Source organism: Brevundimonas sp. UBA4553, from assembly GCF_002387245.1.
Lineage (GTDB): Bacteria > Pseudomonadota > Alphaproteobacteria > Caulobacterales > Caulobacteraceae > Brevundimonas.
On sequence record NZ_DGLD01000019.1, the window covers coordinates 192,345 to 208,489 of the forward strand.

Sequence of the window (16,145 nt, forward strand, 5' to 3'; positions counted from 1 at the left end):
ATAAATCAGCGCCTTCTGGTCTATTGAAGGATCGAGTGGGAGTGAGGGACGCGTGAAGGGCGTGCCGGTGGGCCTCTGACTAGGGGATCTCGTGATGATGAGGCGATATTAGTGCTCGCGTTCGGACAAGACGATCCCGTAGCCCTACGGTGGTGAACGGAGACAGGAGACTGACCCTTCCGTGTGCTCTTAATGTCTGCTTCTGACTCAACGCGGTCTTTGACAAAGTCCGCTTTTGGGCAGGCCGTTGATCAGTGGCGAATGCGCAGGTCTGACTCAAAGCGGCGGTTCTAGACGTCGGGTATCAGCGCAAAGCCTTCGGCGATCGCGGGGATATGAATATGGTCCGCTTCGGCTCAATGCGGCGGATTTCGTATTGAGCAGTATCAGACTGGGGGATTATGCGTCCCGCTGTCACCTTGAAGCTCCTAGTCGTTTCGGGGCCAGTTCTGGGCTAAGACGATGCGTATGACTCAAGGGTTGATCAGCTTCCTCGACTATTACCTAGATGAGGCACCGGCCGGTGAGCGGGCTGTCCTGATCACCGGACCATGGGGGTCCGGCAAGACCCACTTTGCGAAGAGCTATCTAGCAGCGAGAGACCAGCGAAAGACAGATCCGCTTAGTCGCGGACACCTCTACGCCAGCCTTTACGGGGTCACCTCGGCCGCCGACATTGCGGACCGGGTGTTCGCCGCCGCTCATCCACTTCTTCAGACTTGGCCTATTCGGATGCTGGCCGGCGCGGCCCAAAGGGCCGGCAATGTGATGACCAAGGGACAGCTGATTACGCCCAGCGACGGCTTGGCGTTGCGCAAGGCGCTCCTCAAGCTCGATGGTGCTGTCCTAGTGCTTGATGATCTAGAGCGGGCAGCCATGCCAGTTGATCAGGTTCTCGGCTTCATCAACGAGTATGTTGAACATCACAAAGTCAAATGCCTTTTACTGGCCAATGAAGCGGACATCGACGATGAAGACCGTAGATACAGTCGCCGACGAGAAAAAGTCGTTGGCTGGACCTTAGCGATAGAAAGCGACGCCGGGACGGTGATCAGTCACTTTGCCGATGCGCTGAAGTCGCCGGGTGCAAGAGCAGCGATACACAAGAATTTATCCGGCTTGGTTGCTGTGTTCGAGGCGGCGGGCGGCGGCAACTACCGAACCGCGAGGGATGTTCTGGGTGCGCTCGACCGTTTAATTCTCCACGCAGATGCCCGCCTGGCGCAGTGTGAAGCCGCGCTCGACGAACTCGCGCCATTCGCCCTAGCTACCGGCCTTGAGCTTCGAAACGGTGCCTTATCGGAGAGTGACCTCAAAAACTTGAGCGTTGCACAAGTGCGCGCCGTGGACGAGATGAGGAGACGTCATCCGGCTGTGAATTGGTCCAACCCGATCGTTCCAGCGGAGGCTTGGGGCCGACTCCTCCTTCAAGGACAATTCGACGAGGCTTCGGTCAACGACCGGATCGGCGTTCACCACCTCGTCGTCGGAGCAGCCAGCACACCTTCTTGGCGACGCCTCTGGCTGTGGTACGAAGCCCGCTCTGCCTCTGAGCTGGACGTGGCATCCGCCGGCGTGCGGGCTGACCTTGAGGCACAACGCATCACGCGTGCGGGCGAGATACTGCATGTCGCAAGTTGTGCCCTCGATCTGGCCTCAAAGGGCTATTTCATATTCGGTGATGCCCCCATCCGATCCTTTATGACAGCTTATGCGCTCCGGTTGTTCGACGCGGGGACCCTAGACACGGACTTGGAGATTTTCGAAGGATTCCAGACCGGAGCCTACGACGGACTCGGCTTCACATCGAAAGACGATCAGGAATTTATCGCCTTCTTCGAAGCCCTGCATAGCTTGGTCGCTGAGGCATTTGCGATGGAGATACGCGCTATGGGGCCTAGCCTGATGGCTAATCTTCGTGCCGGACGCTGGCATCTTTTAACAAAGGCAGAGTTGGATCAGGGAGGGGTGCGAGAAGTGCCCATTTTGCACAACCTTGATGTCGACGAGTTCTGCGATCTCGTTATGGCAGACGGGGCGATCAACAACACCTTGCTGATCGCCCTTAGCATGAGATATCGGAGCCATGTCGCGGATGGTCAACCGTTCGAGATCGAGCGGGCCTGGCTACTGGATCTGCGAGATAAGCTGCTCGCCCGAGCCGCCCTGCAAGCTCCACCTTTTGCAGTCTTCAATGCCGACCAAGTCACGGACCGGTTCGATAAGATAATGCGGAGCTTCGGAGCGAGAGCAGAAATCGCGGACTGACTAATCTCGGCCGCCCCGGGAGTCCGCTTCCGACCCGGTTAGGCATCATGCATGAGCGTCCATTCACGAGCGGAGGCCATCGTTGAGGCTTCGCGCCCTGTGTGTCAGGCGGTTCTAGATCGGCTTCGAGCGTGACGTCAGCCATCCAGTAGGTCGAGTTGCGTGGCCCCCTGTACCCGCTCCCGGCGCGCAAAACTCAATGCCTCTTTCACTTTTCCTATGATGTAGATTGCCCCCGACTGCCTCAGGTCGGCATATCCGGGGTGCACAAGAAGGGTTCGATGTTGAGCTTCAAGGTAGGTCAGCAGTTCCTCGACCACGGCAATATAGCGATGTAGCGATGGTTGGCTGGTACGGTTCTCGATTTGCATAAGCTCGTAGATTCGAGCCCCGAATTTGTCGTCATCCAAAGCAGTGGTCGGAAGAACCGCCGCCAAGTATTCTATTCGGGAAGCCAAGAGCCTCATGTGAGCCCAACCTGAAGCGGTAGCTTTAACGCAGTCCGTAGGCCCGATTTCGGTCAGGGATGAAGTCTCGACTTCTATCAGTTCCTTCTCGAGAGCGAAGAGGCATGCCTGCTCGATGTCAGACCTAACAAAGCCCATGGCTTCAAGCTCGCCGATGGTACGCGTGATCGCCACGAAGCCCATCTGCCCGTTATCGCCCTGAACTTTCCGGCGGCCGATCAGGTAGAATAGTATTTCGGGAACAAGGAAATTCGATGGCCTGACCCAACTAGCTTCGCAGTGAAGCAAGTTGGCAACAAATCCGGTATCGTTATTGAAGAAGCGGAAATCCTGTCGCATCAATGACCGCAGTATCCTGTATTCCGGAAATGACCGGAACCCTGTGCCTTGAGCAACAGACGCAATGATGTCCTCTGGCATGTGGCCAGAAGTGAGGATTGCAAAAAACATGTCCAGCGCGCGCCGAACGTTTCGACCGGCTAATGCTTCCAGAATACGAGAAAGATTAGAGGCTCGTTGAAAAAGCTCAGCGTATATCCCCCGAATGAACTCCCCAGCTCGTCGCTTGGGGTAAGTTATCTGTATGCCAGAAGGTGTCCGATACTTAACTTCTTCAGGGGCTTCTTGATCGATCAGTTCAAGGCTTAGTTCGAGTCGTCGTTTAACGACGTCTACAAAACGCGGTGGGCTAATATGAAATATTTGCCCGCTACGATAGGTGTCGAGTGGAGGTTCGTTTTTGTAGGCTTCGAACGTCGAGTCTCGCATCTGGAGGATAACCAGAGCGCGCGTTTGATCCATGAACCACAGCGCAGCCTCAAAAGCGATGAGTTGGCTAGCTGTGTCTCGCCTGTCCACGTTGTCGAACACAACTATCAGGTTGTCGCCGCGGTCTCCTTGGAGAAAGCGGGATATTCCTCGCGTTAGCTTGAGGGGATCCTGACGCCAGGCTTCGATATCTCTGGCCCGTTCTAGGCCTCCTCGACCAGCAGCAGATAACTCCATCCGGTCGTAAAACGCCTTACGATCCGCCAGGTCCGGAGCAAAAAGGCGTTCTTGGTCGGTAGCATCTCGGATGTCGACCGGCGCTCCCTCTTCGATGATGCTTTCGACGAAGGCTTTGCAAACAAAGTCGTTGATTGACTTGAAATCCTGCGGCGTCGCGAGATTAAAATTCAGAAACGCCCAATGGCTTTTATCTGCGAGCGGCTGAGGTTGCAGAAACTCGCGATAACGCCGAGCAAACAACGATTTCCCAGAACCGACACCCCCAGTAACGAGTTGCAGATCTCCGCCTGCTGGCTTTTCTTGATCAAACCGGGAGATGGGGCGAGTGATTTGATCCGCTCGCCTCCTGCTGGTTGTGATCTCTATTCTAGCTTTCGAGCGCGCCAAGCGGTCCTTTAGGAACGATTCAAGGATTCGGTCGTAACTCGTGATCTCATTGGATGAGATGTATGCGCGGCTGTATATTTCTGGGTCAGTTGACTGATCTCGTGATGAGAAATAACGGCGCAAAATAGGAGCTAGATCTGCCGCAAATGTATTCGGATCAATGCGGGATATGATTTGGGCTGGGCCTGCCCCTTGGTTAAATGGGCGGCGAAAATTAGACGACCGAAGGCGCTCTGATAGAGGTCGGCTTATATCGCTAAGGGCGTCGTCGCCACAGAGCTGAATGAGTTCGTCTAGCTCGCGGCCGCCTACTTTCAGAAGTTCGATGTCAGCAATGAGCTGAGGTTCGGTGTCCCAGTAGCCAGCAAATAAGCGGCGTCCATCCGTAGCCAACACCCGGCTACATGGATTCAACCCAGTCGGAAAAGTCCGATTGATTTCTCCCGCGTAAAGGCGAGCTTCCGCGTAGGCCTGTTCGACATCGGCAGCAGGCGACTTGGCCTCTACCACGAGGATGGGCAAAGAATTCTTGTAGATGCAGAAATCGGGTACGTACCCGATCTTCCGCTTCGTGCCTTTGCCGATGTCCCGCGCTGAGATCCCTTCCTTGCTTCGGATTTCAACCAGCGGAATCCCGAGCAACTCATCACGCGTCAGAAGCGGGATGACGATCTGAGCTTCTACGTCGCCCTCAGTTGCATTGTCTTGAATCGCATCCATCCAGCCACTCTCCTCGCCCAATGGTTAGCCCAATAAGCGGCGAGCCGACAGAGGCACCATGGATGATGGGGCCTATGGCACATTCGAACATCTGCAACTGGTCGAAGGCGACCGTGATGCACCCGGCGAATGTCTAGTTTGGGTCAGCGCTCTAATGTCCGCTTCTGGCGCTTAGGAGCCGTTCACCCTGTTGAGCGACTGTCTGGAAACCCACGGGTTCTATCGTAGCCAAATGGCGCGGCATTCACACAGATGGTCGAAACGTCCCAAGGCGAAGCCGATGCCGATGTGGCTGGTCGGAGTAGGTACGTTCGCGATCGCTTTTGGTGGAGCCACCTACGTCCTGACGCCCGGTGCTCCAGGAATGCCTGAGCTGCGTCGAGAATGGAGCAAGCGGACGACGGATCAACATTACTCCGGGTGCAGCGAAGCGCGCGCCAATAAGCACGAGGACATCGCCTCGTGGGAGCCAAGCTACCGAGAACATATGGACGGGGATGGCGACGGCCTGGCCTGCGAGCCCTATCGGTGAGTGTTTCTGAGGCGCGGGCGGATCAGGCGGAGTAGCTCAGCGAAGGTTAGTTTCGCAGTGGATGGCAATGTCTGTTCCTGGCGCAAAGATGCTGGCGGGAGCAACCCGCCGGCGAGTTTCATTTCTTGCTGGGACGCTGCGTCAGTGCGGATCCTGCCGCAGTTTTCGAGTTCTTCCCGGTGCGACCGTCGCGAAGAACCTTCGACGCCGCCTTGCCAGCTTTCTCACTAGTTTGCTCACTCTTGACCATGAGAACCTCCATCGTCACACCCGATATGGGGCGTCGAACTAACGCGGACCCGATATGTTGTGTTCCCGTGTTCGGCGGATGTCAGATTATGGGCAGCAGTCTTACGCTCGCTGCTGGCGCTGAACGGATGCCCCGCCGATTTGCATCCGGCTCGGCGCCGAGCGCACAGATCAGGCGATGTCGGCCTTCGACTTCAACTCTGCGATCCTGGATTGGCAAAGGTCAGCGACCAGATCGCGCAGCAGGCGGGCGCCCGCGGTCAACCATTCCAGGTCTTCGGCCGAGGCGTCGTACTGGTCGCTGTAGCGGGCTTCGACATAGGCGCGCTTGAGCAGTTCGAAGCGGCGGCGGTCGGCGCGCTGTTCGCGGGGCCAGGCCTCGACCAGATGCGTGTCCACGTCCTCGGCGAGCGAGCGCAGGAACTTGATGTTGTGCGAGCGCGGGAAATAGAAGGTGTGGACCAGAAGGAAGCAGGCGTAGGCGGCTTCGACGGCCTGGTGGAGGCTAAAGGCTGCAAGCTTGCGGTTGCCTTGATTGGCGTAGAACTCGGCACCCTTCAGCAGATCGCCGATCTGCCTAATCCAGTGCGCCTCATATCTTAGAGCGGTATCGACAGCATCTGTCGGCGTCATCGGCTGCGGCGTCGCCAGCGGGTGACCGGGCACGCTGTAGAGCGAGATCCCGTCGCGCACGATGTCAGTCCAGAAGTACTCGCCGCGCTTCAGGGCGTCGTTCACCTCGTGGAGGTCGTGAACGATGATGTTGACCGTCCGGCCGATGGCGGGATCGCGCAGGATCTGATCCTCGGCGTTCCACCAGTAGTCGGCGATGTTGGTCATCTTGGCGTTGTTGACCACGATCAGAAGATCGAAATCCGACAAGTAGCCGTTCTGTGGCTCATCGACCCAGTCGCCGCGCGCATAGGAGCCGAAGAGGATGATCTTCAGCACCATCCCGCCGCGACGCCACTCCTGCGTGCCGCCCCCGCCGCCGTTCTTGGCCGCCTCGAATCCGGCCAGCAGCGTGTCCCGCACGCGCTCAAGCTCGCGCTGCTGCCGCTCCGGTAGATGGTGCAAATCAGACCGCATAGGGTGAGTCTAAACGAAAACGTCCCGGCTGCACCAATCAACGGTCAAGGTGGGGTGATTTACACCTGAAATGCGTCAAGCTCGGACATTCGTCTCCGAGCGGGGGATGGACATTCGTGGGCCCACGGTGACTTTTGCGTGGGCGGTGACAGTGCTGTCCCGCGAAAGGCCCGGGCCATCCGCCGGAACCGCACCTGTCGGCCTTGAAGAGCGACAGTCGCGCCATGTTTTCTGCATTGGCTGCAGTTGGCGAAGGTCGGACAGGCGGGCGAGACGGGTCATTTTATGCTGGGCTGGGCATGCAGGGCATGTGCGTTCGGGGCGGAGCAAGGCCTGAGCCGACGAAGGCACGGTCCGATCAAGTCCCTGGCGGTCCTACCGTTCCTTCGCCCGCCCAACATTGTCTGGTAGCGCCGTGGGTGGACCCGGCGCGGCTCGGGAGCATCAGCAAATTTGACTAGGTAACCATGACCACGCGCTTGCGTGATGTCGGCCCGGAATGAGCGGCCCAATATGGCCGCAATGTGGTCATCGCCGCATTGGCTCGTCCATCAGGTGATGTGGCGAATTCTTCAACACCGTCATTTCGGAGGCTATTATGCGTGGTTTTGTTTTTGCGGCGGCCGCCGCTGCAGCTCTGCTTGCCATCCCGGCCGTATCCAGCGCCCAGACGAACGTCACTGTTTCCACCAGCGTGACTGATTTCTGCGGCATCGGCCTTGCCAATGTGGCGGGCGGCAACGTCGCCGTCGCCAACGGCGCCCGTCAAAAGGTCACCACCCTGCGGATGTCCTGCAACTCGGCGACCGGTGCGAAGCTGACCTCGAGCGCCCAGAACGGCGACTTCAAGTCGCCTGCCGGCGTGCTGATCAACTATGACTGGGATCTGGTGGTCCAGGGCGTGCCGGCGCTCGGCTTCGCCGCCGTCGACACCTGGCCCGGCAGCCCGGCCATCGTCACCAACTCGGGCGGCTATAGCCAGGCTCTGGCCGACGGCATCTTCGCCGACCTGTTCCTGAACCTTTGCTACAACGTTCCGGGCGGCCCGGGCGTGGGCGGCACCCAAGGCGATCCGACCAACCCTGGCTCTTCGGGTTGCGCGGCTGCGCCCTCGGGACCTGGCGCGGCCTCGGCCCCCGCCGGCACCTACACGGAAGTCTTCACCTTCGCGCTGAACCCGGCCTGACCGGAAAGTGAAACGGGGAGCCGATGGAGCGGCTCCCCGTTTTTCTGCGCGCATTTCTGCAGGGAGGATGCAGTGATGAGAATGCCCATCGTCGCGGCCGCGATCGCCGCCTTGGTTATGAGCCTGGGAACGCCCGGGGACAGTCGCGCCATGGACGTGTCGCCCATGGTCGCCAAGATCACGCCGTCCGGCAACGGTTCCAGCTACCGATTGACGGTCAGGAACGACAGCGCCGCTGCGGCCACGGTCGAAATTGAAGTCTATCGAATGCAGGTCGATGAGACCGGCGCCCGAAGCCTGACGCCGGAAGACAACGACATCGTCGTCTTTCCGGTCCAGTCGGTCATTCCGCCGAACCGCGAACAGGTCGTTCAGGTCCGCTATCTGGGCGAGGCCAGCAGCGAAGGGCGGATGTATCTGATCCGGGCCGCCCAGTTGCCCATCAACATGCAGACCACTTCGGCGGACGGCGAAGCCGGCGCCGACATCAAGGTGGCCTTCAACATCAACACCTATGTCTTCGTAGCGCCCGCGAGTGCGCGCGGGGCGGTCGAGGTGACCTCGGTGTCACGCGCGTCCAATGGGGACGTGCTCTTGTCGGCGCGCAACACCGGGTCCGGCTTCGCTCATCTCCGCGAGGCCCGTTTCACCCTGACCACGGCCGACGGCAAGGCGCACGAGATTCCGGCTGCGGACGTGGATGTCGGCGAAGTCAGCGTGATCGCCGGCGGCGCCACGCGTCAGATCCGTATCCCGGCCGCCTTGGCCGCAGCGGCAACCGGCGACGTCACGGCGTCGATCGCCCTGCTGTGAGATGGCCAGCCGCAAAACGAACTGGCGACGCCTCGGCGTAGCGGCCTGCCTGAGCGGCAGCGTCGCCTCGCCCAGTCGCGCCGACACGTCTTTCGCCGCGGACGAGGTGGTGCGGACAGCGCGTGACTATTCCGTCGAGGCGTTCGGCTCTTCGACCGCCGTGACGGTCCCGATCGAGCGGGACGCCTCCATCGTCCCGCTCGCCGCCGGCGCCGCGCCGGTCAATCCCTCCATGGGCGGCGCGGCGACCGGCGGGACCCAGGACGAGGCGCCGACGGCGCGCCCTACGCCGGTGCTCACGCCGATCCAGGGACCTCTGACGCTTGATGGCGTCTACCTCGGCGACATCAGCGGCGAAGTGGACATGCAGGGGGAAGGCGTCGTCGACGCCGTGGCCCTGATGGATCTGTTGGGGCCCAAGGTGTCGCCGGGCGTGCGCGATCGGCTCAAGGCGATTATCGCCTCGCAACGCCGCGTCAGCATGGCTGATCTGCGAGGCGAGGGCTTTTCAATCGCGTTCGATCCTCTGTCGCTGACGTTTGTGGCTGAACTGGCGGTCGATGCGCGCGCGCGTCGCGACGTCAGCTTCGCCCGCAACGAGGTGATTGATCCCAAGGCCTTCGACCAGCCGGCGCACTTCTCGGCGGGGGCCAATATCAGCCTGGCCCAGCTCTATTCTCACGACGAGGATCGCTTCGCGCCTCTTGCCGGCGGCATCGACATGTTCGCCAACCTGGGCGGCTTCGACGGGGTCACGTTGACGGCCGGGGTCGACTATGACGGCAGCAGTCAGGATCAACGCTGGCGTCGCCGTGAGATCCGGCTGTCCAAGGACCTGTTTCAGTCGGCCGTTCGTCTGACGGCGGGCGAGTTCTCGCCGCCTGTGGAAAGCTTTCAGGGGTCGCAGCGCTTTCTGGGCGTATCAGCGGCGCGGGCCTATTCGACCATACGTCCTTTCCAGAACGTCCGGCCGTCGGGACGTCGCCAGTTCATCCTGGACCGCCCGGCCCTGGTGGTGGTCGAGGTCAACGGCGTCGTCGTGGAGCGTCTCAGACTGGAGGCAGGGCCTTACTCACTCTCCGACTTTCCCTTCGGCCAGGGCGCCAATACGGTGCGGTTGTTGGTCGAAGAAGACAGCGGCCAGCGCGAGATCGCGGTTTTCGATCTGTTCGGCGGGGCCGGGCTTCTGGACCCGGGCGTTCTGGATTTCGGCGTCTCGGCCGGGGTGCTGGAGGAGGGGGGGCAGCTTGAATACGGCTCGACCCTCGCCGCGACCGGCTTCGTCCGCAAGGGGATCACCGACGCCCTGACCGTTGGCGCCAACGCCCAGTGGGCCGACGGCCGTGGACAGGTCGGCGGGCTGGCCACCTGGGGGAGCCGCCTGGGCTTGATCCAGGCTGGCGGCGCCGTGAGTCACAACGGCGACACGGGTGCGCAGGGCTATATTGTCTCGCTGGACTACATGCGAGAGGCGACCCTGGCGCGCGAGATCGACCTGCGGCTGGTCGCCTCGGCCCAGGCGACCAGCAAGTTCTTCCAGACGGCCTTCCAGAACTCGGCCTTCAATCGTGAACAATGGCGGGCCGCGGGTCAGGCCCTGGTCCGCTACAAGGCCTATTCCGTCAGTCTCGGCGCCGCCTTTGTCAAAGGCCGTCGACAGGAGGATCGCACGGATTTCAGCGTTTCCGTCGGCCGGACCTTCCAGAAGTTCGGCGTCAACCTGGCCTGGCAGCGCGGGGCCACGAGTGATGGCGTGGAGGAGACCCGGTTCGGCCTGACCCTGACCACGCGCTTTGGCGGTCGATGGAGCAGCGCGGCGCGCTATGACAGCCAGAACGACTTCCGCGAAATCGGCATCTCGCGCTCGTCATCGGGACGCCTGAACGACCTCAGCGGCGACATTCGCTTCTCTGAGGACCGCAACAATCAGACCATCGCCGGCGACCTGCGCTACATCAACAACCGCTTTGACGCCGAGATCGTTTCCAACCGCCTGGTGTCCACGACGCCGGGTGGGACTACGCGGCAGGAATCCCTGTGGCGACTGTCGACCCTGATCGGCTACGCCGACGGCGCCTTCGGCGTCGGCCGCGCCGCCCGGGAGGGCTTCATCATCGCCAGCCCGCATTCGACCCTCAAGAATGCTCAGGTGAGCCTGACGGATTCCAGCGGCTATCCCGTCGCGCGCAGCGGTTTGTTCGGCTCAGCCCTGGCCGGGATTGATCGCGGCTACGGTGTTCGTCGCTACGAGCTGGAGGTCGATCCGCTGCCGCCTGGCTATGACCTGGGCAGCGGCGTGATCAACACCTTCCCGGGGTATGGCAACGGCTATCGCGTGATCGTCGGCAGCGACGCCTCGTATACGGCCAGAGGCGTGCTGATGTCGCCGGAAGGGCCGGTCGCCCTGGTCGGGGGCGTCATCGTCGCGGCCGATGCGCCTGCAGACGCGCCGGGCAAGCCGTTCTTCACCAACAGAGGCGGTCGCTTTGTCGCCGACGGCATGGCGCCCGGCCGCTATCGGCTCGTGGTGCGCGGAGAAACTCTCGGAGAATTCGTCATTCCCGCCAATGTGGAAGGAATTATCGATGTCGGCGCAATCAATGTATCCCGCCCGCTACCTTAGGGTTTCAGGGCGAGGCGTCTTCTGGCGCAGCGCGGTCCTGGCGGCGGCTCTGCTCGGGTTCGCCTCAGCGGCTGAGGCTTGCGACCTGGCTCTGGTGCAGGGCGCGCAGACGGCGCGGATTGAATACAACCCCTTTGCTGTCGCCCCCACCCCCGGGGCCCTGGATGTGACGCTGGAAAACAGGGGGGAGACTGAGTGCGATCTGCGCCTGTCCTTCACCGACGAGACCGGCATTGAGGTGACCAGTGTCGTGCTAGGCGGGATCGAGGTGCGGTTTCGCCCGCGTGAATCGTCAGGCGTTTTGGCGGCGGACGTGAAGAAGGCGGTGTTCCAGTACCTGCTGGCGCCGGAAACGAAAGGCGTCGCTCAACTCGACGCCATCGTCGCGCGGGGCGCGGTGGCCGAAGCCGGCGAGTACGGCGTGGATCTGCGTCTTCTGGTCAGAAACCTGGATGGGGTGGAGTTGATCGCGCCGATCCCTGTCCGTCTGCTGTTGCAGTCGACCCCGCGCGCGCAGCTGAACCTGGCCGGCGCCGCCGGCGCGTTCGGCGAGGGCTTGAGCGTGGAGGTCGTCGACTTCGGAGAGGCGGTCACGGGCGCCACGCGCCGCATCTTCGTTCAGGTGCGGGCCAACGCCCCATCCATCCTGTCGATCAAGTCAGAGCATCAGGGCGTCATGCATCGCGTCGAAGAGGTGGAGAACGCCACTGTCGTGCCCTACGCGGTCGAGCTTGACGGCCAATCGGTCGATCTGACGGGCCTCTGGACAAAAGAAATTGATCCCCCCAGGACCCTGGCGGGCGTGTCTTTGCCGATGAATTTCATCTTGGGTCAGATCAATGGTCAGATGAGTGGTCGCTACGAAGACCTGATAACGATCGACGTTTATCCGAAATAGGCAGAATAGAATTAAGATATTGATCTTATTGTTCTGGTTAACAATCGATTAATTCTCGCCATAATCAATTATGCATTGGTGCGTTAGCATCAGAAATGGTTGTTTCATGTCTCTATAGGGCGCTGTATTCGGCATTTTCCTGATCTAAATTTTTTGCCTGAAGCGTGCTGTATGACGCTGAAAACTCAAGTTTCTCAAATTGATCTTGAACGATTTTCCGATTTGTTGAAACAGTGTTCGGCGTGATCGGGCGTGAAGGCGCTTCCGGTCGCGACGGGGCCGGGAGCCGCTGGGAGCAGGGACGTGATTGTCAGTCAGAATGCCGCTGGCTTGGCGGCCGGGGTCGTCGACGACCAGATCATGCAGATGGCGGGTGGCGGGCGCGGCGGTGCGCCCTTTGTCGAGCGCAGGTCGTTCGTCAGGCCTCTGTCGATCAGGTCCAGTCCGCGATTTTCCGAGGCTGAGGCCTGGTTCGAGAACGATGAAACGGCGCGGTTCGTCCTCGACATGGGCGGGCGGGTCCTGACAAGCAACGCCGCTGCGCGCGCTCTGGCCGCCTGCGGCATGCTGGGATCCGGCGGGGTGTTCATCTGTTCCGCGCACCGCAACCGGGCGGAACTGGATCTTCTGCTTGCTCGACTTTCCGAGGGGCGAGAGAAGGCGGGTCGTATCCTGTTCCGCGCCGGCGATGACGCCTGGTGTATTCTCGACCTCATCACCGCCATCGAGACCCCGGGCCGCGTCTTCGCCACCGTGCGTCCCGTCAAGCCGCTTGATGAGGAGAAGCTGGCGGCGGTGGGGTGCGTTTTCGGCCTGACGCGGATGGAGAAGTCGGTGCTCCTTCTCCTGGCGAGCGGCGAGGCCCCCAAGGAGATCAGCCGCAGGCTGGACATGTCCATCCACACCGTGCGGTCCCATCTGCGCTCTATCTGCATGCGCATGGGCGTCAAAGGCATCAACGGCGCCCTGCGCCTGAGCTTCATGATGACCTGACAACCGGTCTTTCGCCCGCTGCGCCGTGGCTGTGGGATCTTTTCGTGCTCAGCAGGGCTGCAACTCCAGCTTCATGCCGGCGACGATCAGGCAGGCGTGGTCTGCCACGGAGGCGATCTTCTGGTTGAGGCGACCGGCCTCGTCGCGGAAGCGGCGGCCCAGAGGGTTGTCGGGGACGAGCGACCAGCCGACCTCGTTGCTGACCACCCAGACATCCGCTGAACAGTCGGCCAAGGCACGGGCCAGATCGTCCATGGCGGCGGCAAGATCGTTCTCGGCCAGCATCTGATTGCTGAGCCACAGCGTCAGGCAATCGACCACGGCGATGTCCCCGGCGGCCAGTTCGCGAAGGGCCGCAGCGAGGTCCAGAGGCACTTCGCGGGTCCGCCAGCCGTCGCCGCGTTCGATCTGGTGCCGATGGATGCGGTCCCGCATCTCATCGTCGAAAGGCTGAGCCGTCGCCAGCAGCAGGGGCGGGCGTCCGCTGGCCGCCGCCGCCTGCTCGGCCTGCCTCTGGGCGTAGCCGCTTTTGCCCGATCGGGCGCCGCCAAGGACCAGGATAACGGCCATGCTTGTCTCTCCGGTTGACCTGAGCTGCGCGCAGCCCTACTGCCACGATCGCGTCAGGTTCCCCGAAAGGGGATCAAAAGGGAACGGAGTGTGAAACTCCGGCTGTTCCCGCAACTGTAAGCGGCTAGCCCGCGCGTCATACGCCACTGGCGGTCCGGAAGGCCACGGCCTGAACGATTTCTGGGAAGGCGACGCGCACCGGCCTTGATCCGCGAGCCAGGAGACCTGCCTGTCGCCGTCGTTCTCCGCGCGGTCGGGATGTGCCGAGCGGTCGAGGCAACTCGTGTGACGACAGTCGTAAACCAGCCGCGTCAGCGGCCGCTTTCGCTTATCCAGAGCGGAGGTTGGTCCGGCGCGGCGTCGTCATATGGAGAACCGGAATGAACCGAATCGCATTCGCTAGCCTGGCCGCCGCCAGCCTTCTGGCCGCCGCCCCGGCCTTTGCCGCCGAAGTCACTGATCAGCAAGCCGCCGCCCCTGATGTGGCTGGTCGCGCCGGCGCCACCGCCGTGGCCGACGTCATCGTCACCGCCAACCGTTCGGCGCAGCCGATCGAACGCGTCGGCGCCTCGGTCACGGTCCTGACCCAGGCCGCCATCGAGGCGCGTCAGACCCCGGCCGTGGCCGAGCTTCTGGCTCAGACGCCGGGCGTCAGCTTCACCCGCAACGGCGGCGTCGGCACGACGACGGGCCTGAACATTCGCGGCGCCGAGAGCCAGCACACCGTCGTTCTGATCGACGGGGTCAAGCTGAACGACCCGTCCTCGACCCAGGGCGGCTTCAACTTCGGCAACCTGCTGGTCGGCGACACCGCCCGCATCGAAGTGCTGCGTGGCGCACAGTCGACACTGTGGGGCAGCCAAGCCATCGGCGGCGTGGTCAATATCGTCACCGCCGAGCCGACAGAGGCGCTGCAAGGCTCGCTCGACGCCGAGGCCGGCGCGCGCGGCACCACCTACTTCCGTGGCGGTATCGGCGGCGCCAATGATCGCCTGAGCTGGCGCCTGGCCGCCAGCCGTTACGACACCGACGGTTTCTCGGCCTTCGCCGCCGGCAAGGAAGACGACGGCTACACCAACACGGGCCTGTCGGGCCGCCTGAATCTGAAGATCACGGACGCGGTGTCGCTGGACCTGCGCTCGGTCTGGTCGAACGGTCAGAACGACTTCGACGCCTTTAACGGCGACAGCCGCGAGTACGGCAAGACCAAGGAACTTGTCGGCTATGCCGGCCTGAATTTCGATCTGCTGGATGGCCGTTTCCGCAACCGCATCGGCTACGCCTACACCGACACCAACCGGCGCAACTACAATCCCGCGACCCTGGTTCAACCCCTGACCTTCGACGCGGCGGGCGAGAACCGTCGCTGGGAATATCAGGGAACGTTCGCTGTCACCGAGGCGCTGAACACCACCTTCGGCATCGAGAGCGAGCGTTCGGAAATGCGCACCCGCTCGCCGTCGGCCTTCAACCTGAACCCCGCCTTCTCGCGCGGCCAGGCGGACCTCGACAGCGCCTACGCCCAGGTTCAGTGGACGGTGCTTGACGGTCTGACCCTGACCGGCGGCCTGCGTTACGACGACCACGCCCAATACGGCGACAACCTGCTGGGGCAGGTCGCTGCGGCCTGGGCCCTGAACGACGGCGACACGGTCGTGCGCGCCAGCTGGGGTCAGGGTTTCCGCGCGCCGGGTCTGTATGAGCTCTACAGCGAGTACGGCAATCTGACGCTGCAGCCGGAAGAGTTCGACAGCTGGGAGTTCGGCGTCGAGCAGCGTCTGTTCGACCGGGCCGTGGTCTCCGCGACCTACTTCAACCGTCAGGCCGACAACGAGATCCGCTACAACGGCTGCTCGACGCCCTCGACCGATCCCCTGTGCACCGTCAACGGCATCGGCCGCTGGGGCTACTACAAGAACGTCCAGAAGACCGAGACCCAGGGCGTCGAACTGATCGGCCGCGTTGATGTGACCGACCGTCTGAATGTCAGCGCCAACTACACCTGGACCGACGCCAAGAGCGCCTCGGGCGCTACGGACGGCAAGCGCCTGACGCGCCGGCCCGAGCACATGGCCAATCTGGCCGCCGACTACGCCTGGGCCTTTGGGCTGAAGACCGGCGTGGCCGTGCGCTATGTCGGTGAGACGTTCAACAACGACGCCAACACCGTCGTCGTGGACGAATACACCCTGGTCGATATCCGCGCCTCCTATCCGATCAACGACAATCTGGAAGTTTATGGTCGGATCGAGAACGCCTTCGACGAGGAGTATCAGACGGTCCTGAACTACGGCACGCCGGGCCAAGGCGTGTTCGGCGGCGTTCGCGTCCGGTTCTGATCC

The 16,145-nt window shown here is 61.9% G+C and carries 11 protein-coding genes and 1 riboswitch; of the genes, 8 read left to right on the top strand and 3 right to left on the bottom strand.

The window, feature by feature from the left end; genetic code table 11:
* The first annotated feature begins 480 nt into the window (after positions 1-480).
* Entirely contained in the window at positions 481-2,268 is a 1,788-nt protein-coding gene (locus tag B4A39_RS13405; RefSeq protein WP_292037012.1) for a P-loop NTPase fold protein, read from the top strand.
* Positions 2,269-2,405: 137 nt separating this feature from the next.
* On the opposite strand, the gene B4A39_RS13410 is transcribed toward B4A39_RS13405, so the two are convergent.
* Positions 2,406-4,850 (bottom strand): type I restriction endonuclease, encoded by a 2,445-nt coding sequence (locus tag B4A39_RS13410; RefSeq protein ID WP_292037014.1) that lies wholly within the window; start codon positions 4,848-4,850, stop codon positions 2,406-2,408.
* A 364-nt stretch (positions 4,851-5,214) separates the two neighbouring features.
* Here B4A39_RS13410 and B4A39_RS16470 point away from each other — a divergent pair, with 364 nt between their 5' ends.
* Positions 5,215-5,382, top strand: coding sequence for an excalibur calcium-binding domain-containing protein (locus B4A39_RS16470; RefSeq protein ID WP_409449564.1), 168 nt, complete (start codon positions 5,215-5,217; stop codon positions 5,380-5,382).
* 420 nt (positions 5,383-5,802) lie between these two features.
* On the opposite strand, the gene B4A39_RS13415 is transcribed toward B4A39_RS16470, so the two are convergent.
* The gene (locus tag B4A39_RS13415; protein ID WP_292037015.1) at positions 5,803-6,666 is read right to left on the bottom strand and encodes a nucleotidyltransferase and HEPN domain-containing protein; all 864 of its coding nucleotides are present in this window, start codon (positions 6,664-6,666) and stop codon (positions 5,803-5,805) included.
* 652 nt (positions 6,667-7,318) lie between these two features.
* Between B4A39_RS13415 and B4A39_RS13420 the strand changes: the two genes are divergently transcribed.
* The 5 genes from B4A39_RS13420 to B4A39_RS13440 all read left to right on the top strand — a co-directional run bounded on the left by B4A39_RS13420 (position 7,319) and on the right by B4A39_RS13440 (position 13,233).
* A complete protein-coding gene (locus B4A39_RS13420) occupies positions 7,319-7,906 on the top strand; it encodes a hypothetical protein (RefSeq protein WP_292037016.1) in 588 nt (195 codons plus the stop codon).
* A gap of 75 nt (positions 7,907-7,981) precedes the next feature.
* Positions 7,982-8,719, top strand: coding sequence for a fimbria/pilus periplasmic chaperone (locus B4A39_RS13425; protein WP_292037017.1), 738 nt, complete (start codon positions 7,982-7,984; stop codon positions 8,717-8,719).
* 1 nt (position 8,720) lies between these two features.
* Positions 8,721-11,342: a fimbria/pilus outer membrane usher protein gene (locus B4A39_RS13430; protein ID WP_292037018.1), complete on the top strand. Its 2,622-nt coding sequence runs from the start codon at positions 8,721-8,723 to the stop codon at positions 11,340-11,342.
* Positions 11,305-12,240: a hypothetical protein gene (locus B4A39_RS13435; RefSeq protein WP_292037019.1), complete on the top strand. Its 936-nt coding sequence runs from the start codon at positions 11,305-11,307 to the stop codon at positions 12,238-12,240. Before B4A39_RS13430 ends, B4A39_RS13435 begins: the two co-directional genes overlap by 38 nt.
* Positions 12,241-12,543: 303 nt before the next feature.
* Positions 12,544-13,233: a helix-turn-helix transcriptional regulator gene (locus B4A39_RS13440; protein ID WP_292037020.1), complete on the top strand. Its 690-nt coding sequence runs from the start codon at positions 12,544-12,546 to the stop codon at positions 13,231-13,233.
* A gap of 48 nt (positions 13,234-13,281) precedes the next feature.
* Here B4A39_RS13440 and cobU read toward each other — a convergent pair whose 3' ends face one another.
* Positions 13,282-13,803 (bottom strand): bifunctional adenosylcobinamide kinase/adenosylcobinamide-phosphate guanylyltransferase, encoded by a 522-nt coding sequence (gene cobU, locus B4A39_RS13445; protein WP_292037021.1) that lies wholly within the window; start codon positions 13,801-13,803, stop codon positions 13,282-13,284.
* 38 nt (positions 13,804-13,841) lie between these two features.
* Positions 13,842-14,050, top strand: a riboswitch (cobalamin riboswitch).
* Between the two features lie 133 nt (positions 14,051-14,183).
* Between cobU and B4A39_RS13450 the strand changes: the two genes are divergently transcribed.
* Positions 14,184-16,142 carry a TonB-dependent receptor plug domain-containing protein gene (locus B4A39_RS13450; protein WP_292037022.1) on the top strand — a complete coding sequence of 653 codons (1,959 nt, stop codon included), beginning with the start codon at positions 14,184-14,186 and terminating at the stop codon, positions 16,140-16,142.
* Positions 16,143-16,145 lie beyond the last annotated feature (3 nt).